The organism is Thalassospira lucentensis MCCC 1A00383 = DSM 14000 (assembly GCF_000421265.1).
GTDB lineage: Bacteria > Pseudomonadota > Alphaproteobacteria > Rhodospirillales > Thalassospiraceae > Thalassospira > Thalassospira lucentensis.
Genome location: NZ_ATWN01000001.1, coordinates 313,345 through 335,761 on the forward strand (window position 1 = coordinate 313,345; position 22,417 = coordinate 335,761).

The 22,417-nt window shown below is 53.0% G+C and carries 18 protein-coding genes; 15 read left to right on the top strand and 3 right to left on the bottom strand.

Annotated features, from left to right (window positions below):
- Nucleotides 1-320: 320 nt before the first annotated feature.
- Nucleotides 321-2,582, bottom strand: coding sequence for a HAMP domain-containing methyl-accepting chemotaxis protein (locus K355_RS24935; protein WP_425425730.1), 2,262 nt, complete (start codon nucleotides 2,580-2,582; stop codon nucleotides 321-323).
- A gap of 397 nt (nucleotides 2,583-2,979) precedes the next feature.
- Between K355_RS24935 and K355_RS0101480 the strand changes: the two genes are divergently transcribed.
- The 15 genes from K355_RS0101480 (at nucleotide 2,980) to K355_RS0101550 (ending at nucleotide 18,064) form a co-directional block, all read left to right on the top strand.
- Nucleotides 2,980-3,726 carry a YebC/PmpR family DNA-binding transcriptional regulator gene (locus K355_RS0101480; protein WP_022730342.1) on the top strand — a complete coding sequence of 249 codons (747 nt, stop codon included), beginning with the start codon at nucleotides 2,980-2,982 and terminating at the stop codon, nucleotides 3,724-3,726.
- A gap of 79 nt (nucleotides 3,727-3,805) precedes the next feature.
- Nucleotides 3,806-4,354, top strand: coding sequence for a crossover junction endodeoxyribonuclease RuvC (gene ruvC / locus K355_RS22870; protein WP_022730343.1), 549 nt, complete (start codon nucleotides 3,806-3,808; stop codon nucleotides 4,352-4,354).
- Complete coding sequence (ruvA, locus tag K355_RS0101490) at nucleotides 4,351-5,052, top strand: Holliday junction branch migration protein RuvA (protein ID WP_022730344.1); 702 nt, start codon at nucleotides 4,351-4,353, stop codon at nucleotides 5,050-5,052. Before ruvC ends, ruvA begins: the two co-directional genes overlap by 4 nt.
- Nucleotides 5,049-6,125, top strand: a complete 1,077-nt coding sequence (gene ruvB / locus K355_RS0101495) for a Holliday junction branch migration DNA helicase RuvB (protein ID WP_022730345.1) — start codon at nucleotides 5,049-5,051, stop codon at nucleotides 6,123-6,125. Before ruvA ends, ruvB begins: the two co-directional genes overlap by 4 nt.
- Nucleotides 6,122-6,583, top strand: coding sequence for a YbgC/FadM family acyl-CoA thioesterase (locus tag K355_RS0101500; protein ID WP_022730346.1), 462 nt, complete (start codon nucleotides 6,122-6,124; stop codon nucleotides 6,581-6,583). The genes ruvB and K355_RS0101500 overlap by 4 nt, the downstream gene beginning before the upstream one ends.
- A gap of 7 nt (nucleotides 6,584-6,590) precedes the next feature.
- Nucleotides 6,591-7,322: a protein TolQ gene (tolQ, locus tag K355_RS0101505; RefSeq protein ID WP_022730347.1), complete on the top strand. Its 732-nt coding sequence runs from the start codon at nucleotides 6,591-6,593 to the stop codon at nucleotides 7,320-7,322.
- 2 nt (nucleotides 7,323-7,324) lie between these two features.
- A complete protein-coding gene (tolR, locus tag K355_RS0101510; RefSeq protein ID WP_022730348.1) occupies nucleotides 7,325-7,780 on the top strand; it encodes a protein TolR in 456 nt (151 codons plus the stop codon).
- Between the two features lie 6 nt (nucleotides 7,781-7,786).
- Entirely contained in the window at nucleotides 7,787-8,755 is a 969-nt protein-coding gene (locus tag K355_RS0101515; RefSeq protein WP_022730349.1) for an energy transducer TonB, read from the top strand.
- Between the two features lie 74 nt (nucleotides 8,756-8,829).
- Nucleotides 8,830-10,167, top strand: coding sequence for a Tol-Pal system beta propeller repeat protein TolB (gene tolB / locus K355_RS0101520; protein ID WP_028791204.1), 1,338 nt, complete (start codon nucleotides 8,830-8,832; stop codon nucleotides 10,165-10,167).
- A 129-nt stretch (nucleotides 10,168-10,296) separates the two neighbouring features.
- Nucleotides 10,297-10,791, top strand: coding sequence for a peptidoglycan-associated lipoprotein Pal (pal, locus tag K355_RS0101525; protein ID WP_022730351.1), 495 nt, complete (start codon nucleotides 10,297-10,299; stop codon nucleotides 10,789-10,791).
- A 405-nt stretch (nucleotides 10,792-11,196) separates the two neighbouring features.
- Nucleotides 11,197-12,363: a tol-pal system protein YbgF gene (gene ybgF, locus K355_RS0101530; protein WP_022730352.1), complete on the top strand. Its 1,167-nt coding sequence runs from the start codon at nucleotides 11,197-11,199 to the stop codon at nucleotides 12,361-12,363.
- A 26-nt stretch (nucleotides 12,364-12,389) separates the two neighbouring features.
- Nucleotides 12,390-13,847 (top strand): tRNA lysidine(34) synthetase TilS, encoded by a 1,458-nt coding sequence (tilS, locus tag K355_RS22875; RefSeq protein ID WP_022730353.1) that lies wholly within the window; start codon nucleotides 12,390-12,392, stop codon nucleotides 13,845-13,847.
- Nucleotides 13,848-13,933: 86 nt separating this feature from the next.
- Entirely contained in the window at nucleotides 13,934-15,877 is a 1,944-nt protein-coding gene (ftsH, locus tag K355_RS0101540) for an ATP-dependent zinc metalloprotease FtsH (RefSeq protein ID WP_022730354.1), read from the top strand.
- Nucleotides 15,878-15,890: 13 nt separating this feature from the next.
- Entirely contained in the window at nucleotides 15,891-17,006 is a 1,116-nt protein-coding gene (folP, locus tag K355_RS0101545) for a dihydropteroate synthase (RefSeq protein ID WP_022730355.1), read from the top strand.
- 305 nt (nucleotides 17,007-17,311) lie between these two features.
- The gene (locus K355_RS0101550; RefSeq protein WP_245562883.1) at nucleotides 17,312-18,064 is read left to right on the top strand and encodes a response regulator transcription factor; all 753 of its coding nucleotides are present in this window, start codon (nucleotides 17,312-17,314) and stop codon (nucleotides 18,062-18,064) included.
- A 14-nt stretch (nucleotides 18,065-18,078) separates the two neighbouring features.
- On the opposite strand, the gene K355_RS0101555 is transcribed toward K355_RS0101550, so the two are convergent.
- Nucleotides 18,079-20,094, bottom strand: coding sequence for a sensor histidine kinase (locus K355_RS0101555; RefSeq protein WP_162142271.1), 2,016 nt, complete (start codon nucleotides 20,092-20,094; stop codon nucleotides 18,079-18,081).
- Nucleotides 20,095-20,165: 71 nt separating this feature from the next.
- Complete coding sequence (locus K355_RS0101560) at nucleotides 20,166-22,256, bottom strand: sensor histidine kinase (RefSeq protein ID WP_033368363.1); 2,091 nt, start codon at nucleotides 22,254-22,256, stop codon at nucleotides 20,166-20,168.
- Between the last annotated feature and the right edge of the window lie 161 nt (nucleotides 22,257-22,417).

The window sequence follows — 22,417 nt, forward strand, 5'->3', positions numbered from 1 at the left end:
GTTATATGCGTCGTCCGGACGTCGTTTCCCGCTCAAGCCAATCCAAGAAGATACCCGCCTGTCGCCGTGAAACAGTTCAGATGGGAATGAGTATGGGGCTTGCATTATTGTTCTTGTGATCAGACATACCACAGCATCTATAGGACGATCATGAATTTTCCAGCTGTAGTGTGCGCCGGTATAGTCTGTTTGCGCCTTTTGGCCGGGAAATATGCGGCATGTCGAACGCACAGGTAAATTACATCCGAGGTTGGCGAAAGTCACAAAAAAGGCCCGCCGGATGGCGGGCCTTTTCGTCAGGATCACAAAGCAGTTTTGGATCAGGAAGCCGCGCGATCGTGTGCCTGCTGGCGCAGATCGTCGAGGATTGTATTGATCCGTGACCGCAGGTTTTCGACCTTTTGCGAGGCTTCTTGTGCCGTCGACAGAACCTGGCTTGAAAGTTCGCCAGTCTTGCTGGTTTCCGCGGAAACCTCGGTAATCGACGACGATACCGAACGGGTCCGATCCGCTGCACCGCGAACGTTGCGGGTGATTTCGTCGGTCGCAGCACCCTGTTCCTCGACCGCAGCCGAAATGGTGGTTGCGATTTCATTGAGGTTCTCAATGATCCGACCAATATCACCGATAGCCGTCACCGATTCACCGGTTGCCTTCTGAATGCCGGAAATCTGCCCCGAAATTTCTTCGGTTGCTTTTTCCGTCTGGTTGGCAAGGTTTTTGACCTCGGCCGCGACAACGGCAAAGCCTTTGCCGGCATCACCGGCACGGGCGGCCTCAATCGTTGCGTTGAGGGCGAGAAGGTTGGTCTGTTCGGCAATGTCGGTAATCAACGCGATAACTTCGCCAATGCGATCTGCCGACTGTGACAGGCTGACCACCAGTTCGTTGGTTTCCTGTGCACGGGTCGATGCTTCGCCGGAAATCCGGGTTGATTCCGCCATCTGACGGTTGATTTCGGCATTCGATGCCGACAGCTGTTCGGTCGCTGCGGCAACTGTTTCAACGTTGCCGGTGGCTTCCTGTGCCGAGTTGGCGACTTCTTCGGTCTGACCCGAAACAAGTTCGGCACTTGAGGTCATCTGTCCCGACACACCCTGCAACTGATCACCAAGGGCGGCGATTTCATTCACGGCACTTTCGACTTCGTTCTGAAGCGTATCGGCAAGGCCAAGAAGTTCATCACGCAGCGCTTCGTTGCGTTCATGGTTAAGGCGTTCTTCTTCGGCCTGCATGTCGCGGACCTTGATCGCATTATCTTTGAACACGTCAACTGCACGGCCCATGGCACTGATTTCATCGTTGCCTTTGGAGGGTACCGCAACTTCAAGGTTGCCGTCCGCCAGTTGAACCATGGTTTTCTGCAACCCGCCAAGACGGCGCAGTACGTTGCCACGAACATAGAGCACATAAATCGCAAGCGAAATCAGGATCGCAGCAATTGCAACCACGAACAACGCGGTCAGGCCTTGCTTTTGGACAACATTTGCCTCGGCAGCAGCAGCGTCGACTTCGGCGTTCAGGGCCGTGACCAGCTCATTTACGCTATTGCGCATCGCGGTGGCATATTCGGCACTTTGAACAACCAGTGCCTGACTGCTTTCGGTCGCGGCAAGTTCACGTTTGCGAAGATCGGGAAGGCTGTCGTCGCCAATCGAAAGCGCCTGCATCTTGTTGATCAGATCGACATAGAATGTCTTGAGACGGTCGTTGTCGAGCGCCTCCAGCTTGTCGAGTGCATCAGTATAAACACCACGAATACGCACAGGAATGATCGAAAGACGAACAGCCTGTGTTTCCGTCGTGCTGGCAATAATCATGTTTGACGCAGCAGAGCCAAGACGCTCGATCTCAAGGATCGGCGTGCGCGTATCAATCGCAGATGCCAGTTTCAGGAAGGTCTCAAGGATTTGCTCCTTGCTCTCGCTATACTGGCGCGAGGAGTCCTCCGCGAATGACGCCGCATATTGCCCACCTTGGGAAATATCGTTCTGGGTATAGGACAGAACCGGCTTCAAAGTATCGGCATATCGCTTTGCCAGGTTTTGGAATTCTGTCAGCTTCTCGGTTTTTTCGTTGGAGACGGAAAACCGTTCCTGAGTAACTGTATGAAGCTGCTCAAGCGTACCCTGAAGAAGGTTGCGACTGTCATTGATGCTGGCGATGACTTCTGGCATGAAGCCGGTGGCTTCAATTTCGTTGATGTCAGTCACCAGTGCCGAAAGACGAACAGCAAGTTCATCATTGATGGCAATTTCTTCTTCGGTATTTGCCGCGGCAACGATACGTGGTGCGATGGCAACAATTTCTGCGCTACCGGTTGCCAGTCGCTGTGCGGCGGCAATTGGTGGAAGTTTTTCCTCGGTGATGGTCGTAAGCGCATCACCGAATTTGGTAAATGATACGCCACCGACAATAGCCGAAACGACAGCCATCAATCCAACCACAGCAAACGAAATCAATAATTTGCTTTGGACCCCGAATTTAGTTCCCATTCTTTCTACCTTTTTGTTTCCTGACTTTTCCCTGACAGCTTCTGCGTCCGTCGAGGTTCTTGTAACCGCCCGGGTGGGTGAACCCATTGATTTTGTGGGCAGTCGTACAATCCCTAAGAGTTCTTTTTTGTTTATTGCCTAAGCGATACCCATTAATGGAAGAATATTATCGCGACTGCAACATTTAACCTTTAGTCGCATAAAAAACTCAATGGAAATTTGTGTGTGCGAGCCGGTGCAACATCGTTATCTGATGGCAAACATGGTTTTCGACCTGTCGTTTCGCTAAGCATGGCTGGACCTTGCAGGGTAAACAGGCTATAGGAGCGGTCGAAATTTTCGTTCGCGCGTTTTGCAGATGCCGCACTTTATTGTATCTGCAAATGCCCGGACAGGCTGGCCTGAATGGGGCATGCTCATAGGGCCAGCGTGGTGCCAATCGGCACCGATCCACATGAAGTTCAATGAATACAGGTTGTAGGTTATGGCCGGCCATTCCCAATTTAAGAACATTATGCACCGCAAAGGTGCCCAGGATAAAAAACGCGCCAAGATCTTCACCAAGATTGCGCGCGAAATTACCGTTGCTGCAAAAATCAGTGACGATATCGATAGCAACCCGCGTCTTCGTGCGGCAATTTCCGCAGGGCGTGCTCAAAACATGCCCAAGGACAACATCGAACGTGCCATTAAAAAGGCGACCGGTGCTGGTGAAGGCGATAACTACGAAGAAGTCCGCTACGAAGGATACGGCACCGCAGGTGTTGCGGTCATCGTCGAAGCGTTGACCGATAACCGTAACCGTACCGCATCCGAGGTCCGTGCTGCTTTCACCAAAAGCGGTGGTAACCTTGGTGAAACCGGTTCGGTTGGCTTCATGTTCAACCGCCTTGGCGAAATCGTTTATCCGGCAAATGTTGCGGGTGCTGACGAAATCTTTGAAGCCGCACTTGAAGCGGGCGCTGCCAATGTTGAGTCTGACGATGACAGCCATATCGTTGATACCGAACTCGAAGACCTCAACACGGTACGCGAAGCTTTGACCGAAAAATTCGGTGACCCGGAAAGTGCGAAAATGGTGTTCCGTGCCGTCACCGAGGCGGATGTCACAATCGATCAGGCCCAAAGCATCATGAAACTTGTTGATGTTCTTGAAGACAACGATGACGTTCAGAATGTCTGGACCAACGTTGCCTGGACCGACGAAATTGTCGCTGGCCTCGATAACTAATTAGTATTTGCCAACACCCGCCTTTCGCTTTTGAATGGCGGGTGTTTTGTATCTAATCGGTAAATTATAGGGTGACACTGTGGTCAGAGTCCTCGGGATTGATCCCGGTCTTCAACGTACTGGCTGGGGGGTGATAGACCTTCAGGACAACCGCATGCGTCATGTTGCCAACGGGGTTGTGAGCTCGACCCAGTCGCTGTCGCTTGCCGAACGTCTTGATCAGCTCCATACCGGGTTGATGGAAGTGATCGAAACATGGACCCCTGACGAGGCCGCGGTCGAAGAAACCTTTGTGAACAAGAACCCTGTTTCAACGCTAAAACTTGGTCAGGCACGTGGCGTTGCCTTGCTTGCCCCGGCGCGAAGTGGCATCCCGGTAACGGAATATACACCCAATGCAGTCAAAAAGACGGTGGTCGGTGCCGGTCACGCAGCCAAACAACAGGTTGAAATGATGGTGTCGACCTTGCTGCCGGGATGTGAAATTGCCGGGGCCGATGCCGCCGATGCGCTTGCCGTTGCTATCTGTCACGCGCAACATGCCGGAAATCGCACCCTTGCCGCAACCATGGCAGCCAAACCGGCAAGCAACGGCAGACCAACAGGGAATGGGAGAAAATACAGGTGATCGCGAAACTGCGTGGAATTATCGATTTCATTGGCGAAGACAGCGTCATTATAGATGTGAATGGCGTTGGCTATCTTGTTTTTGCATCCCGCCGGACCCTGTCGATGCTGCCTGCAAAGGGGGGCGAGGCTGGGCTTATGATCGAAACCCATGTCCGTGAAGATCATATTCATCTGTATGGATTTGCCGATAACGCCGAAAAGCAGTGGTTTTCGCTTTTGACCACGGTGCAAGGTGTTGGCGCAAAAGTCGCCTTGGCCCTTTTGTCTGTTTTGAGCCCGACCGATCTTTTGCGCGCCTTGGCCGCACAGGATACAACGGCACTCTGTCGTGCGCCGGGCATTGGCCCGAAGGTTGCCACACGTATTGTCGGTGAACTTAAAGACAAGGCTGCCAGGCTGAACCTTGGCCCGGTTGCCGCCCCGGCACCTGTTACAGAGGCCGCTGCACCAGCCAAAGCAGCTTCAAAATCAAAGAAAACGCCAAAATCATCCGATGATGCGAGTGCCAACACAGAAAGTGTTGAGCCGATTGTTGATGATGGTGTGGTGTTGGCCGATGCCGTATCCGCCCTTGTCAATCTTGGCTATGGCCGGTCCGAGGCCTTTGGTGCGGTCGGCAAGGCCGCCCAGTTGGCCGGTGACGACAAGTCGATTGATACTTTGATCCGCTTGGGACTAAAGGAGCTTAGCGCGTGAGCGAGGAAGAAGACCGTCTGCTCAGTGGCGAGCGTCGCGACGAAGATCAACAGGATGGATCGTTGCGTCCGCGTCGGTTGGACGATTTTACCGGCCAGAAAGAAGTACGCGAAAACCTTGATGTCTTTATTCGAGCTGCCCGGGCCCGTGAAGAAGCCATGGACCATGTTCTGTTCTTTGGTCCGCCCGGTCTTGGTAAAACCACCTTGTCGCAAATTGTTGCCAGTGAACTAGGTGTTGGCTTTCGCGCAACGTCGGGGCCGGTCATTTCCAAGGCCGGTGATCTTGCCGCCTTGCTGACAAACCTTCAGCCACGTGATGTTCTGTTCATTGATGAAATTCACCGTCTGAACCCGGCCGTCGAAGAAATTCTGTATCCGGCGATGGAAGATTTCCAGCTTGATCTGATCATTGGCGAAGGTCCGGCCGCACGGTCAGTACGGATTGATTTACCCCCCTTTACCCTTGTCGGGGCAACAACACGTTCGGGGCTTTTGACCACACCGCTGCGTGATCGGTTTGGTATTCCGCTGCGTCTTCGATTCTACGAACCCGAAGAACTCGTCACCATCGTTGCCCGTGGTGCGAAACTTTTGAATTTCGATATGACCCGCGAAGGGGCCATGGAAATCGCACGCCGGTCGCGCGGAACACCGCGTATTGCCGGACGTTTGTTGCGCCGGGTGCGCGATTTTGCATCTGTGGCAGAAAAATCACCGGTTGATAAATTTATTGCCGATGCAGCTTTGATCCGGCTTGAGGTCGATAACCTTGGTCTGGACAGTCAGGATCGACGCTATCTTAATTGTATCGCCGGAAACTATGGCGGCGGCCCTGTCGGGGTCGATACGCTTGCTGCTGCCCTGTCTGAAGAACGCGATACAATCGAAGACGTGATCGAACCTTATTTGCTGCAACAAGGGTTGATCCAGCGCACGCCACGTGGCCGTATGCTTGGGATTAAGGGGTTTAAACACCTTGGTCTTACACCGCCACGCGAAGCGGGGGGCGTACCACTTTCTGATCTGTTTGATGGTCAGGTTGATGGCCCGTCGGGGGATCAATCGGAATGACACAAAACGATCATGACGCGTTGCGGGGCTATCTTGATGGCAACCGGCATATCTATCCGTTGATTGTATTTTACGAGGATACGGATGCGGGCGGTATTGTCTATCACGCCAACTATCTTGCATTTGCCGAGCGCGCACGTTCAGCGATGCTTAACCTGTTGGGCTTTACCAATCGTAATGTTGCAGAACGCCACAAAGTTGCCATAGCCGTTCGACACTGTACGCTCGATTTTCGTCGTGCGGCCCGGTTGGAAGACCGCCTTACGGTGGAAAGCCGTGTGATAAAGCTTGGGGGCGCGTCGCTCGGTTTTGAACAAAAGGTGATGCGCGACGATGAAGAACTTGTGGTGATCGAGATATATCTCGCCTGCATGTCGCTTGAAGAACTTCGGGCACAAAGATTGCCTGATGAACTGAGAACGGCGTTCAATCGCTATCTGGATGTGGACAAGGACTAAAGAGAATATGGAAAATCAAGTGGTCGACGCGGTAACGCTGGGGCAGTCGGTCATGTCGCATGACATGTCTCTGTGGGGGCTTTTCATGCAGGCTGGGCTGGTCGTCAAAGTCGTGATGATCGGACTGTTAATGGCTTCGGTCTGGGTATGGGCTATCGTTATTGAAAAAATGCTGCGCCTTCGCAAGTTGCGCGCGCAGGCTGGTACTTTTGAAGAAGCCTTTTGGTCGGGCGGTTCGCTCGAAGATCTGTATGACCGGATTGCCGATAAGCCGCGCGATCCGATGTCAGCGATTTTTGTCTCGGCCATGCGCGAATGGCGCCGGTCGAATGCCCGTGGGATCAAGGGCGATACAATGCGCGCACGTTTGCAGCAGCGCCTTGAAAGAACCATGGAAACGACGCTTGGTCGTGAAATGGACCGGGTGGAACGTTATATGACGTTCCTGGCATCGGTCGGCTCAACCGCACCGTTTGTCGGTCTGTTCGGAACCGTTTGGGGCATCATGGTATCGTTCCAGGCGATTGCCGCGTCGAAAAATACATCGCTTGCGGTGGTTGCGCCGGGGATTGCCGAAGCGCTTCTGGCAACCGCAATGGGCCTTGTTGCTGCTATCCCTGCGGTGGTGGCCTACAACAAGATTTCCAGCGACCTGAACCGGTATAACAACCGTCTCGAAGCATTCGTTGATGAGTTTACTTCGATCCTGTCGCGCCAACTTGACGACGCGAGAGACTGATCATGGGCGCACAGCTTTCATCCCGATCAGGTGGCAGCGGACGTCGCGGGCGTCGTAACAACCGCCGTGCTGCCATGAGCGATATCAACGTCACGCCGATGGTGGACGTGATGCTGGTTCTGCTGGTGATCTTTATGGTCGCGGCACCGCTGATGACGGTTGGTGTCGACGTCGACCTGCCTGAAACCAGTGCGGCCCCGATGACCGGGCAGGATGAGCCGCTTGTGGTATCGGTTTCGCGCGAAGGCACCATCTATATTATGGACAGTGAAATCGCACAGGAAACCCTGACCGAAAAACTTGATGCCATCACTGACAACAAACAGGAAACCCGCATTTTCGTGCGCGGTGACAAGGCCATTGATTACGGCCGTGTGATGGAAGTGATGGGACTGATCAAGGATGCCGGCTTTACCAAGGTCGCCCTGATCGCTGAATTGCCCAAAAAGGGTTCGTAACCAGACATGCTGCGCTACGCTCTCATATCGTTTGGTTTGCATTTTGTGCTGTTTTTGATCGCATGGTTCGGTTTGCCGGACCTGTTCGAAGAAACGCCAATGGATTTGCAATCGATCTCGGTCGAAGTTGTAACGGTGGATGAATTTTCCGCCGCCCCGACCAAGGCCTTGCCAAAGCCCGAGCCGAAAGAAAAGCCAAAACCTAAACCGGTGGCAAAGCCAGAACCCAAGCCAGAGCCAAAACCGGTGGCGAAACCAGAACCGAAGCCGGAACCGAAACCAGAGCCAAAACCGGAACCGAAGCCTGAGCCCAAACCCGAGCCGAAACCAGAACCGAAACCAGAACCGAAACCGGTTCCCAAGCCCGAGCCGGTTCCGACGCCCGAGGTAAAAAAACAGCCGGAACCGACACCGGAACCTCAACCCGTTAAGGAGTTGGCCGAAGTAACGCCGCAAAGCAAACCGACGCCACCTAAACCTGAACCGGTCAAAAAGACCGAACCGAAAAAGGAAGAGCCCAAAAAGCGCCTTCTGGACAATATCCTAAAGGACGTTCGCAAGCTTAAGGAAACATCAGAAGCCAGCCCAACAGAGCCGCAGCCCGAGGAAACCCCGGAGGAAAATGCGAGCGAAGTGGTGGCAACCCGGCTTGATGCGAATCTGACCATGAGCGAACTTGATGCGGTCAAACGTCAGATTGAAAAATGCTGGAGCCCACCGGCTGGGGCGAAGGAAGCAGGCGCGTTTGCGGTGGAAATCCATGTCAGCGCAAACCCGGACGGGACTGTTCGACAGGCGCGAATCAGCAACCTGAACGATATTCAGGGTGATGCATCACGTCGAACAATTGCGGAAAGTGCACTTCGAGCTGTGCTAAATCCGCAATGCAGCCCTCTGAAACTGCCGCTGGATAAATACGAAATGTGGCGCACATTCACGTTCAATTTTGACATGCGTGAAATGCTGGGCCTTTGAGTTATAAGTTCTTGAACACGCGTGGAAAATAGCGAGGCAGGATGACGATCAAGACCAACGTACGAACACAACATATGGTGAGCCGCGGCCTGGCAGGGCTGTGCGCGCTTGCTGTCGTCGCTGGCCTGAATTTTGGTTTCATTGCGCCGGCACAGGCAGAACTTCGGATTGATATCACCAGAGGTGAGCTTAAACCGATGCCGATTGCTGTTGCCCGGTTCCCGGGCGACGGGGTTGCCGAAACGGAAATCGGTCAGAACATGACGCAGGTCATCAGTGCTGATCTGGAACGTTCGGGACTGTTTTCGCCGATCAATGAAAAGGCGTTTATCCAAAGTGCCGCGTCGCTTGCGGTGAACCCGAACTTTGCCGAATGGCGCGCGATCAATGCGCAGGCCTTGGTGAACGGACGGGTGGTCACCGAAGCAAACGGTCTTCTACGTGTTGAATTCCGCCTGTGGGACGTGTTGGCTGAAAACCAGATGGCGGGTGTTGCGTATCGCACACAACCCAATAACTGGCGCCGCATTGCCCATAAGATCGCTGATGAAATCTATAAGCGGATCACAGGCGAAAGCGGTTATTTCGATACCCGTATTGTTTATGTTTCGGAAACAGGTCCGGCTGACAACCGCAATAAGCGGTTGGCAATCATGGATCAAGATGGTGCAAACCACCGGTTCCTGTCCGATGGTCGGTTCCTTGTGCTGAACCCGCGGTTCTCGCCGACAGCACAGGAAGTGGTCTATATGTCGTACTTTAACGACAAGCCACGCGTGTATGTTTTGGATATTGATACCGGCGAGTTGGAATTACTGGGCGATTTTCCGGGGATGACTTTCGCGCCCCGATTCGCACCAGACGGCAACTCGGTTGTGATGTCGCAGGCGTTAGACGGTAACAGCGAAGTTTATGAACTTGACCTTCGCACCCGTGAAAAACGTCAGCTTACGCGACATCCTGCCGTGGATACGTCGCCATCCTACTCGCCAGATGGGTCGCGCATTGCGTTCAACTCCGATCGCAGCGGCGCACAACAAATCTATGTGATGAATGCTGACGGTAGCGGCGTACAGCGCATCAGTTTCGGTGGTGGACTTTATTCCACCCCGGTCTGGTCGCCACGCGGAGACCTGATTGCATTCACGAAATCGCAAGGAGGAAGGTTCTATATCGGCGTAATGCGGCCAGACGGTAGTGGAGAAAGACTGCTGGCCGAAGGGTTCCTCGTAGAGGGCCCAACATGGGCGCCGAACGGCCGGGTGTTGATGTATCATCGCCAGCATCCGTCCAAGGACGGAACCAAGGATCGCTTTCGTTTGTATTCGATTGATCTGACAGGTTATAACGAGCGAGAGATCGTTACACCTGCGGATGGGTCGGATCCTGCATGGTCGCCCTTGATTCCCTGATATCTCAAGAGTATAGTCATCGTGAAGCACTGAATGCGATTCGCTTAAATCGCGGGCATTTTCGGTGTCGCGAGACATGGAAAACACCAACTCGGGCGAATGCGTCCGGTGTTAAGGGGAAATTTTAGAATGAAACTTCGTATTCTCAGCGTCTTTGCTGCTGCCGCCCTTCTGGCTGCATGTGAAACTGCTCCTGATAGCTCAGCTACCACTGGTGGCGAAGGTGTATCGACTGTAAACCAGCCGTCTACCAGCACCTCGCTTTCCGAAAGCAGCCCTGAGTGGTTTGCTGTTAACGTTGGTGACCGCGTATTCTTTGGCCTGGACAAATACGACCTGGCCGGTGAAGCACGTCGCACCCTCGAACTGCAGGCTGCTTGGTTGAAAAAATACCCGCAGTACAAAGTTGTTGTTGAAGGTCATGCCGACGAACGCGGCACCCGTGAATACAACCTTGCACTCGGCGAACGTCGCGCAAGCTCGGTCAAAGATTATCTGATCGCTCTGGGCATTGACCCGTCGCGCGTTGAAACCATTTCCTATGGCAAAGAGCGCCCTGTTGCTCTTGGCCATGACGAAGAAAGCTGGGCCAAAAACCGCCGCTCTGTATCGGTTATCCGTTAAGCGCGTGTGGGCTAAAGCCTGACTGAATATCAAGGCGCCTGTCCCATTTGGGGCAGGCGCCTTATTTTTGCCGCCTGAAAATGTTTGAAAATGTAGTCGTGCCCTGTTCAAATCGGCATTTGGTAATATTGCATTGACGACAAAGGACCGAGAGGTTGTTGCATTTAATGTGTCTCTTTTTGCCAGACGCATCCTGCGACACTGCAAGGATAAGGTCCGTAGAAGCGCAGCGTGACTATGGTTACAAGGGGTGACATACCAATGCAGAGAGACATCCCGATCCGAAGGGTTTGCTTTTCGCGGCGTTTCGCTGCGTTATATTGTTTCGCCGATGCGCCGCATCATCCTGCACGCAGTGCTTTGCCAAACGACACGCCAAAAAACAAACAAAATGGAGCAGATTAAATGCACCAGGCTCTGATGATGATCCGAGTTCGCTCAACCACTGAAACACAGGAAATCGTGGAGTCGGCAAATTGTGCTGAAGCCGTTTCCCGCCCAACCGGCCGTGGAAAAGTGGCTGAATCTGTTCGCAAAGGTCCTGGCTTGTTGGTCGCTTTGACGATTGGCGCTCTGGTGGGGATGACGTCCCTCGGATCGGTTTCGGCCTTTGCTCAGGATGCAAACGTTGGCCGGCAGGTCGAACAGCTGCGCAAGGATCTCGATTTGCTGCAGCGTTATGTTTACCGCGAAGGCCCGCCCGCAGGTGATGCCGCCTCGGCGGTAACCGGTGGGGATCCATCGACCCCGGCGGCTGCCCGTCAGCAAGTACAGATCAATGATCTGCAACGCTCTGCAACCCAGTTGACCGGACAGATCGAACAGTTTGATTTTCGAATCCGCAAAATGGAAGACCGCCTTGAACGGCTGGTCTCCGACATCGATTTTCGCCTGACACAGCTTGAAAACGGTTCGGGTGCCGGTTCTGGTGCGCCACTTGCCAATAATGGCAACGGCGCATCGGCAGAACCGCTTGCGGATAGTGCTGCGGGCCAGACCGCAGAATCCACAGGTGGCGCCGCTGGTAACGGTTCGGCCGGTTCTGGCGAACCTCTTAATGATCGTGGTACCAAACTGTTTGGTGTAATCGAAAACGAGGGTCAGCCACCACAAGTTCCATCTGGTGCTGCCGCGGGTGCATCTGCCGGGGGGGCTGCGACCGCGACGCAAAGTGCGGCTGTTGGCGTGACGCCAGAAGAACAATATCGCAATGCCTTTGGCTTGCTGCGCCGTCAGGAGTTTTCCGAAGCCGAAAGCGCGCTTTCGACCTTTGTTAAAGATCATCCCAACGATCCGCTGGCCGGTAATGCGCAATATTGGTTAGGTGAAACCTATTATGTGCGCGGCGAATTTGAAAATGCTGCCATCGCCTTTACCGAAGGTTTCCAAACCTATCCCGACAGCACGAAGGCCCCTGATAACCTTCTCAAGCTCGGCATGTCGCTGGCCAATCTTGGCAAGAATGAAGATGCCTGCACGACCTTTGGGCACCTGATCGATAACTTCCCGAATGCATCGGCGGTTGTCCTTGATCGTGCGCGTCAGGAACGCAAAAGTCGTGGGTGTTCATAAGGTTCAACCCCCAAGAATGCGGCATTATGAGCAATCCCGATAAGCCAACGACAGATGATCGCGCGGCGTCCGATGGTACACCATTGGACGCCGTTGCTTTTGCGCATCTGATAGATGGTTTCGCGCCATTTGAAACCGCCCCTGTTTTGGCGGTTGCGGTGTCTGGCGGGGCTGACAGCATGGCCTTGGCACTGTTGGCGCATGAATGGGCGCAAACGCGGGGCGGGAAAATTGTCGCAATGACAGTGGATCACGGCCTGCGGTCAGATTCTGCGCATGAAGCCATATGGGTCGGGCAGGCATTGCGCACACACGGGATTGACCACATTGTTCTGCCGTGGCTTGGCGATAAGCCACGCGGCGCGGTGCAAGAACGCGCACGTATTGCCCGCTATGATTTGCTTGATCAGGCCTGTGCCATACGTGACATTCTTCATCTTTTGGTCGCCCACCATCTCGATGATCAAATCGAAACCATTGCCATGCGCGATTCCCACGGGACGAAACCGATGGGACGTGCGGGCATGTCTTCGCGTCGTTTCCTAAAATCCGTGCGGCTGCTGCGTCCGTTTTTGTCCGTGGCAAAAAACGATTTGATTGCGACGCTGAAGGCACGCGGGCAGGACTGGGTCGAAGATCCGTCCAACCAGAACCCGAAATTCGAACGCGTGCGGATTCGTAAAGATACAAAGATCACGGTTGCCGCGGATCAGAAAAACATCCCATCTGATGCGGTGCAGACCCGTCTTGTGCTCGAAGAAACGATTGCCAATGTTCTGGCACGGTCTGTAATGATCCTGCCGGTTGGGGTTGCGGTTGTTGATACGGCGGAAATATACCGCTGTCAGGACCGCGATGTCCGCTGCTATGGCCTTGGCCAGATCATTCGAACCATCGGTGGGGCGTCGTATATGCCGTCTTTTGATGCCTTAGCCAACCTGCTCGACGCCGCATATAAAGATGCGTCACACCGCAGCAGTTTGGGCGGATGTGTCATTCATCGCAAATCAGATCGGATTTATATCTTCCGCGAAGTTGGCCGTATGGATAAAACTCCGATGGTCATTGACCCCAACGTTTTGCGTTCCGGTGGATGTGTGCGGTGGGATAATCGCTTTGAATGGGCCGCTTTATCGCCTGTTTTGCCCCCGGTGGCAGGGATATGGATTGGCCCGCTTGTGCTTTGTGATGTGTTTCACACGAAGGCATTTCGGGCCGCATTTGGGGAAATAGTCGGATTTATTGCTGATTTACCCCGCGCAGCCCTTGCATCCATGCCTGCTCTCTACGATAAAGAAGGCTTGCGATCCGTTGGCGGGCTTGAGGTTTTGACACTTTCCGACGTATTATCCGCCGCCGGTTGTGTGACGTCCCAGAGTAGGGGGGGAAATGCAATTGATGGACGATGGCGGTTTGCACCACGCACCCCTTTGTGGGAAAGTGGGTTCAAATCGTTACCGAAACCCGTCAGCCTACTTGCGTAGCCGAGGCTTTTGACTATTTGTTAGCCATGCCTTGCGCAGGAGTATTGTGCGCGACGGTAAAAATATTTTGCGACCAGTAGCTTGGAATGAATATGGGAAAAAATCTCGCACTGTGGGTTATCATTGCCATCCTTTTGGTGGCCTTGTTTAACCTGTTTCAGTCGCCTTCTGGACAGTCCGGTCAATCGTCGATGGCGTTTTCGGACTTCCTGGCAGAAGTTGATACCGGCCAGATTTCAGAAGTCACAATTCAGGGCAATACCCTGAGTGCGCAAACGCGCGATGGTCGCTCTGTTAATGTTTACACCCCCGATTACCCGAACCTTGTTGAAAGACTCAACGAAAAGGGCGTTCGGATTATCGCAAAACCGGAAGAAAGCCTGTCGCCGCTGATGAGTGCGCTGATCAGCTGGTTACCGATGCTGCTGATCATCGGGGTCTGGATTTTCTTCATGCGTCAGATGCAGGGCGGTGGCGGCAAAGCCATGGGCTTTGGCAAGTCAAAGGCGAAAATGCTGACCGAAAAATCCGGTCGGGTTACCTTTGAAGACGTCGCAGGCATCGAAGAAGCCAAAAACGAACTTGAAGAAGTTGTCGACTTCCTGCGCGATCCGCAGAAGTTCCAGCGTCTTGGCGGTAAAATCCCCAAAGGCATGTTGCTGGTCGGTCCTCCGGGCACGGGTAAAACGCTTCTGGCACGTGCGATTGCGGGCGAAGCAAACGTACCGTTCTTCACCATTTCGGGTTCGGACTTTGTCGAAATGTTTGTTGGTGTTGGTGCATCTCGTGTGCGCGACATGTTCGAACAGGGCAAAAAGAATGCTCCCTGCATCATCTTTATCGATGAGATCGATGCTGTCGGTCGTCATCGTGGTGCCGGTCTTGGTGGCGGTAACGATGAACGTGAACAGACGCTCAACCAGCTTCTGGTCGAGATGGATGGTTTTGAGGCCAACGAAGGTGTGATCCTTGTTGCCGCAACCAACCGTCCGGATGTTCTCGATCCGGCATTGTTGCGTCCGGGCCGTTTTGACCGTCAGGTTGTTGTGCCGAACCCCGATCTTGAAGGCCGTGAACGCATTCTTGGTGTGCACGCGCGTAAAGTTCCATTGGGGCCAGATGTCGATCTGCGCACGGTTGCACGTGGCACTCCGGGCTTCTCGGGTGCTGATCTTGCAAACCTTGTCAATGAGGCTGCCCTTCTTGCCGCCCGTCTTGGCAAGCGCGTAGTCACCATGGCCGACTTTGAAAATGCCAAGGATAAAGTCATGATGGGGGCGGAACGCCGTTCCATGATCATGACGGATGACGAGAAAAAGCTGACAGCCTATCACGAAGGTGGTCACGCACTTGTCGCACTCCATACCCCGGCATCCGATCCGATCCATAAGGCAACCATCATTCCGCGCGGTCGTGCGTTGGGGATGGTGATGCGTTTGCCAGAACGTGATCAGGTTTCGAAATCCTATGAACAGCTGATTTCTGATCTGGCTGTTGCCATGGGGGGCCGTGTTGCCGAGGAACTTATCTTTGGCAAGGACAAGGTCACAACCGGTGCGTCTTCGGACATCAATATGGTGACGCAATATGCGCGCAAGATGGTGACCGAATGGGGCTTCTCGGATGTTCTTGGTAACGTCAAATATGCCGACAACCAGGAAGAAGTGTTCCTTGGCCATAGTGTTGCACAGCACAAGAATGTTTCGGAAAAAACCGCTCAGCTGATTGATGACGAAGTCCGTCGTTATTCTGATGAGGCCTATGAATTCGCCAAGCGGGTTCTGACCGAATATCTTGATGATTTGCACATTCTTGCCAAAGGGCTTTTGGAATACGAAACCCTGTCGGGCAAAGAAATCGACGCTCTTCTGCGTGGCGAGGAAATCAACCGTTCTGGCCATTCAAGTGGCAGTAACGGCAAGGATTCTGGTGGACGTCGCTCCACCGTGCCAAGCTCGGGCGCTGCACGTAAAGACAGCCCGGATGAAGGTGGCGGGGATATGTCCCCTGAGCCGCAGCCGGGCAGCTAACAGAAAGAGACTGATGGACAAGATCACCCGATCGGTCCTGCGAAGCCCCGCCGATGTGCGGGGCTTCGCTGATTTTGACGGACCGCTATACTACGCACCTACCGGTTTCATCGACCATGCCGATGATCCCAATACACTCCCGCTGGCCGGATCGCGCCGCGGCTTTTCGGCCCTTGAAATTATTCGTCGCCGTGAAGATGGCGGTGCCGAAAGCATGATCCTGCCGCTCCTTGCCCTTGAAGGCTGGGTTCAAAATAGCGGGCGTGTTGATGAAATTAACAATGTGCTTGATCGTTTGATGACCAAGCGCGCCGATTTTGCCGGACTTGATATGGCATCATGCCACGTCATGGGCATTGTCAATGTGACACCTGACAGCTTTTCCGATGGCGGGGATTACAACACGACCGAGCAGGCGACTGCCCGGGGTCGGGAACTGGCCGACTTTGGCGCATCAATCCTTGATATCGGCGGGGAATCCACCCGTCCGGGGGCGGATGACGTTACCGAGGTTGAGGAAATCGACCGTGTCGTGCCCGTGATCCGTGCTTTGGCCGAGAAGGGCCATGTGGTTTCAATCGATACACGCCACGCCAATGTGATGGAAGCCGCCATGGCGGCCGGTGCTGCCATCATCAATGACGTCACCGGGCTCGAAGGCGATGAACGGTCGCTCGAGGTGGCCGCACGTTTGGGGGCACCTATAATGCTGATGCATATGCAGGGCGAACCCGGCACCATGCAGGTCGATCCGCAATATGATTGTGCCGTTCTTGATGTGTACGACTATCTGCTCGATCGCATCGAAAGTTGCGAACGGGCCGGGATATCGCGCGACAAGATTTGTATTGATCCGGGTATCGGATTTGGCAAGACACTGTCACATAACCTTGAGTTACTGTCACGGCTGGCGATTTTCCACGGTTTGGGATGCCCGATTTTGCTTGGAACGTCGCGCAAGTCGTTTATCGGGAAAATTGACCCCAAAGCAGATCCAAAACAAAGGCTCGGTGGATCAATTGCATCTGCCGTCAATGGATGGCGGCACGGGGCGCAGATAATGCGCGTTCACGATGTTCAGGAAACTGTTCAGGCCATCTCGGTCGCAAGTTCGACATCTCTTGTATAGGAAGCTCAGCGGGCCTTCGCTTCCTGTATAGGTTGTCATTTTCGCCCGATTGATTAAAAGCAAGACCATTCAACATTTTGGGGATGTATATCCTTTTGGTTGGGTCTTGCTTTTTTTATATTTGGAATCTGGCATTTTCTGACCTTTTGCGGTTGAGGCTTGCGCATTTGCAAGCCGCACCACATACCAAAGAGTGAAATAAACAAAGTGGCGCAAAGTCACGCTTATTGGTTGAATAAACGAGCAGCTGCAAAGGTCTGTATATGAACGGAATTGTTGACCTGACCGAGGTCGGAAACAAAAGTATGGCATCAAGTCGAAGTCTGACGACGCAATGTGTGTTTGTCGTCGAAGACAACACCGATCTTAATAAGGATCTGTGCGAGTATCTTGAGATGTGTGGCTTTGCCGTGATTGGTTGCGAAACTGGTGCGAGCTTTTTTCGCGCGCTTAAAACCAAACAGCCGGATGCGGTCATCCTTGATATTATGCTGCCCGATGCTGATGGCTATGATCTTGCCAAATACGTCCGCCAGAACATTGATTGTGGCATCATGATGCTGACGTCCCTGTCAGGCATGGATCATCATCTGACAGGCTACAAGTCAGGTGCAGACGTTTATCTGACCAAAGATAGCCCTTTGTCGGTAATCGAAGCCGCTTTGCAGCCGTTATTGCGCCGTTCCTCGCGTGCAGACAGTGACGCTGATGAGGGGGCTGATGCCGCTGGTATGGAAGCGGGCTGGGTTCTTGATCTGCTCAATTGGACATTGGTTAACCCGCTTGGAAAGTCGGCATCCTTGACCGCAACCGAACGGACAATCATCAAGTTATTGATTGACGCGAACGGGGCATGGTTGACCCGGCCGGAAATCGTTATCGCCTTGGGTAAGGCCGATACGGCTGAAAACTGCCGCAACCTTGATACGGCAATCCGACGTGTGCGCCAGAAGGTTCTCAAGGAAATTGGTGAAGAGCTTCCGGTACGCACAGCATATGGTCGTGGCTATGCCTTCACATCGCTTGGCGCCGTTTCCGGTGAAACAGAAAACCTTTGACGTTTGGTGCGCTATCACGCAAGTGGTGCAGCGCTGTCCTGATTGGAAGTTTCACACGGTAGCAGCACACACAGCGCAATTCCCATCGGCCCCAGATCACGTAATTTGATCGAGCCGCCGTGCGCGTCAACAATGCGTTGTGAAATATGCAGGCCAAGCGCACTGCGCAGAGCCTTTGTTTCCATCTCGCGGCGAAACAGCGCATTTCCAATCAAGCGGATTTCATCGCTATCAAGTCCTTCGCCCTGACAGGGTATTGATATTTCCGCCAGCCAGTTACTTTGTGCGCGCGCGGTAATATGGATTGCTTGTCCATGGGCAAAACGCCGTGACGTTTCGACCAGGTTGGTCATCGCCAGACCGATCAGTGTTTCATCGATATAGGCTTCAACACCGTTGGTTCCCGTACAGGTCACCAGAATTTCGGCATCATCGCGTGTCGTATTGGCGACGAAATCATTCATGAAATGATCCAGCCCGACAAGTTCGCGCGCCAACGAGAACTCCTTGTCGTCAATACCATCCTTGCTTAGGAAAATATCAACCAGACGGGCAAGTTTTCGGGCCTGAAGCTCAATGCGTTTTAGCCGGTTCTGAATATCATCGCTGTGATCTCGTAAACGGAGCATCAGCATTTCTGACGAACGTTGAATAACCGCAAGCGGGGTTCGGAATTCATGCGACAGCATTGAAATCAACTTGCGCTGTTCACCGACAAGCGATGTTGTTTCTTCGGCTCTGGTCGATGCGAAGACCTGTTCCCTGTCCATTTGGGTCAGACGTATGGCCATCAATATGCCCATCGCGATGATGTGGAAAATGAAGGTGAATTGATGGAGGCCGATGCGTATCGGGGTGACCTCGATAAGTCCCGCATGGGCCAATTGCAACATGATGACAGGGCCGCAAGGCAAGGCAAGGGCTATCAAATACGCCCAAAGCGTCTTGTTTCTGATATCTGCGGCAAGCCTTTTGACAAGAACCAAACAGGCGCAGGCCATGAAAAGTGCGACAGACGGAACGATATAGGTGCCAAACACGGTATAGAGTTCATTGGTCGTACCAATGAGAAAACTTAAAATGACGATGCAGTAGGCACATCCGAGCCAAAACAAAATTGGTGTGCGTTGGCGAAATTCAAGAATATGTATCCATAAAAAGACAACGGCAGCCTGTGAAACGATGTTGGTGGTCCCAATGAGAAAATCATTCATCCACGGGATTTCCGAGCGCAGCTGACTTAATCCGACACCATTTACAAGTGAAATGAGCATGCCAGCACACGCAATCCCGATGCCATAGCTGACAACAACCGCATCGCGGGCGATAAGCCCAAGGCTGAAATATGTAATGCCAAGGGTGAGAAACACCCCAAAGAAGATGTTTGTTGCCAGATTGCGAAGCGTCATTGATGAAATAAGGTCTTGGGCCTGCCAAAGGGTGACAGTTAGCAAGTTCGTACTGTTACTTTGTACCCGGATAAACAGGTGATAGGCACCCGCATCAAGTTTCGGCCAGGATGCGACATGCGTGCCGCTGGTAAAGGGACGCTTGCGCGCAGGAACGCGGTCGCCCAAGCTTTCCTGCCAAATGGCATCGGAAAGCTTGGCCGTTGTGACATCCTCAAAAAGATACAGATCTATATGGTTAAGATAGCTTGGATTGGCCTCAATGTATGGGGGGGCGGTCAGCATCTGATCGACGCCGAAATCGATCCTGTACCAGATGATATCTGACGTATACCCAAACGATGGGATTGATGCGCTTTGCTGAAAGTCGTCAAACGGCAGTTGGCGAACATCATCAAGTGACATCTGCTGGCTTTGGTCGACATACCATGAAAGATAGGGTGTCAGATCAAGCTTGCCGGGAAGATCACCGTTTAAAACAATTTTATCGGTGTGCCCGGTGGTTGATGGCGTAGTCCCATGTGCCCGCGCACCATTGTGCCCACCAATCGTTGCGACGATCAGGGCGACGAACAAGATGAACAAAATGCGCGGTAACTTGGTGCGTATCAAGGTGGCCACGGGCGTTCGGCCCACGTTTTGACGTGCGGTTAAGACGGTCCACATATGACGGCGGAATGATGCAAAGGAGGTCATGACGGCGCACCATCGTCATCTTGTGTTCGGGGCTTTTTTCGCGATACATGGGGGTCGGCCAAACCAAAGAAGTTTTGACGGGACGCTTTGATCGTTTCTTCCCGGTTATGGGGAATTTTGATCATTACCGTTGTGCCGGATGTCTCGCCGACACTGATCGACATTGATCCGTTATGGGATTGCACAATGCGGTTGGTGATATGCAGGCCCAGACCGACACCTTGTGTGACGCCTGCGTCGCGTCCACGGTAAAACGCGTTGGATACATTCGTCAGATCGTCAATGGGAATGCCCGGTCCGGCATCGATAACACGGATATAGACAAATCCGTTCGACGACCGATTGCATGCGACCCAGACTGGAGCGTCGGGGGCGTATTTACGGGCATTGTCGATCAAGTTGATGATCGCGCGTTCAAACAGAATGCGGTCAATATCGACAATGGCAAAATCGATATTTTTCAAGCTGACTTTCTGGTCCGGGATTTCACGGTTCCGTCGATTGATCAAATCACGTAGCAACTGATCAATGTTGGTCGGCTGCAAGGATGTTGTGAAATTCGCACTGTCGAGCGTCTCCTTGGTCAAAAAGGCATCGACCAATCCCGAAAGCTGACCGGCATTCCCACGAATGGTGGCAAGACGGCTGTGAACAGGGGCAGGCTCATTGCGCAGATGCAGGCCGAGAATTTCTGCTGATCGCTGAATGATCGCAAGTGGTGTTCGAAATTCGTACGACAGCATGGTTATGAAAGTCCGCTGTTCGCCAGCAAGCTGATCGGCCCGCGCATTGGTTTGATGCGCATCAGTCCAACTGTAGGTCAGTCTCTGGGTGCGATAGGCCATCGCAATTGCAACCATCACAAGATGTATCGACGAGCTAAGCGGGTACACCTTGGTTGTGAAGGCCGTGATCGGCAGGATACCCAGCAGTGTCAAAACATGGATGTTGGCCGCAAGGGTTGGCAAAACAAGTGCGATCAAAAAGAAGCTGTTTGATGCCAGACGCCTTTCACGATAGCTGACGTAAATCAGATACATCAAAAGCGTGAACAGCAAAATCACATTGGGAACAAAGAATATCTGCGTGAAATAGATATAGGCATCCGATATCGCAGTGACCGAACCGATCATCGCCAATATGGAAAAGGCCATCATCACCCGAAACAGAACCGGGTTATAGTGATCAAGTCTGACGATATGGGTCCACATCGCGACACTGGCGCCCAAGGCAAACGCGGTTCCTGTTCCGGTAATAAGGTCGCTGGCAAGTGGCCAAATCCCCTTTAGCAGAAGCTGGGCATATCCTGACGTACCAAGGTTGAACAGAAAGACAGATAAAACATATCCGCTGTACCACAGCACCGATTTGTCGCGTGATATGATGCCAAAGGTCAGGTAGACACCAAACCCGATCAACAGGACACCCAGAAAACTGCTTTCAACAAGGTTATGTTCCTCGGTGTCGGAAACAAGCTCCGCCTCGGGGTATAGTTTGGCATGGAAAACATGGGCGCTGTTGGTGCGCACACCGATCATCAACCAATAGTGTCCTGATGGTAAATCCGGCCATTCTGATAAATGCCGGAGGCTGATCAAACTGTCTTTCGTGTTGGGGATCCGGTCACCAACAACATTTTTCCAGATGACATTGCGCGTCTCATCGTCAATCACGGTCAGACGGATCTCGTTGAGATAGGGCTCGCCCAATTCGATGAAGGCCCGCGAAATGTCATTGCCTTGCGGCGCGGTAAGCGAAAAGGCCAGCCGATACCAAATAACGCGTGGGGTGTAACCGGGCCCTGCGGTGCTGGCAACGGGTTCAAATTCAGAAGACGGAATATCAATCAGTTGGGCAGGATCGGTGACGTTGCGATCAGATGTCAGGCGCTCCATAAACCGGTTTAGATCGATACTTGTTGTCGCGCCATTTGCCGGCAATACAAGGTGTGCCATGTCGGTCCGTGCCGATGCAGGCGGCGAAAACCATGTGATGGATGCGATAAGGGCAATCGTCAGGACACTTATGACGTCGCGCCAAGTCAACATCTGGCGAAAATCGCGCAAAGCGCCCCCAATTTCAGACAATTAAACAAGTCTATTTTTGATAGCGGTTTTTTTTGGTCAGGTCATCGGTTTTATCAGAATAGTCTGATGGGCGCGTGTTAACCGAATGGTCGCCAACGAGGCGTTAAAATGTGTCACTTGCCGGTAGCATTGAAACGTCACTTTGATATAACCGGCAGTCA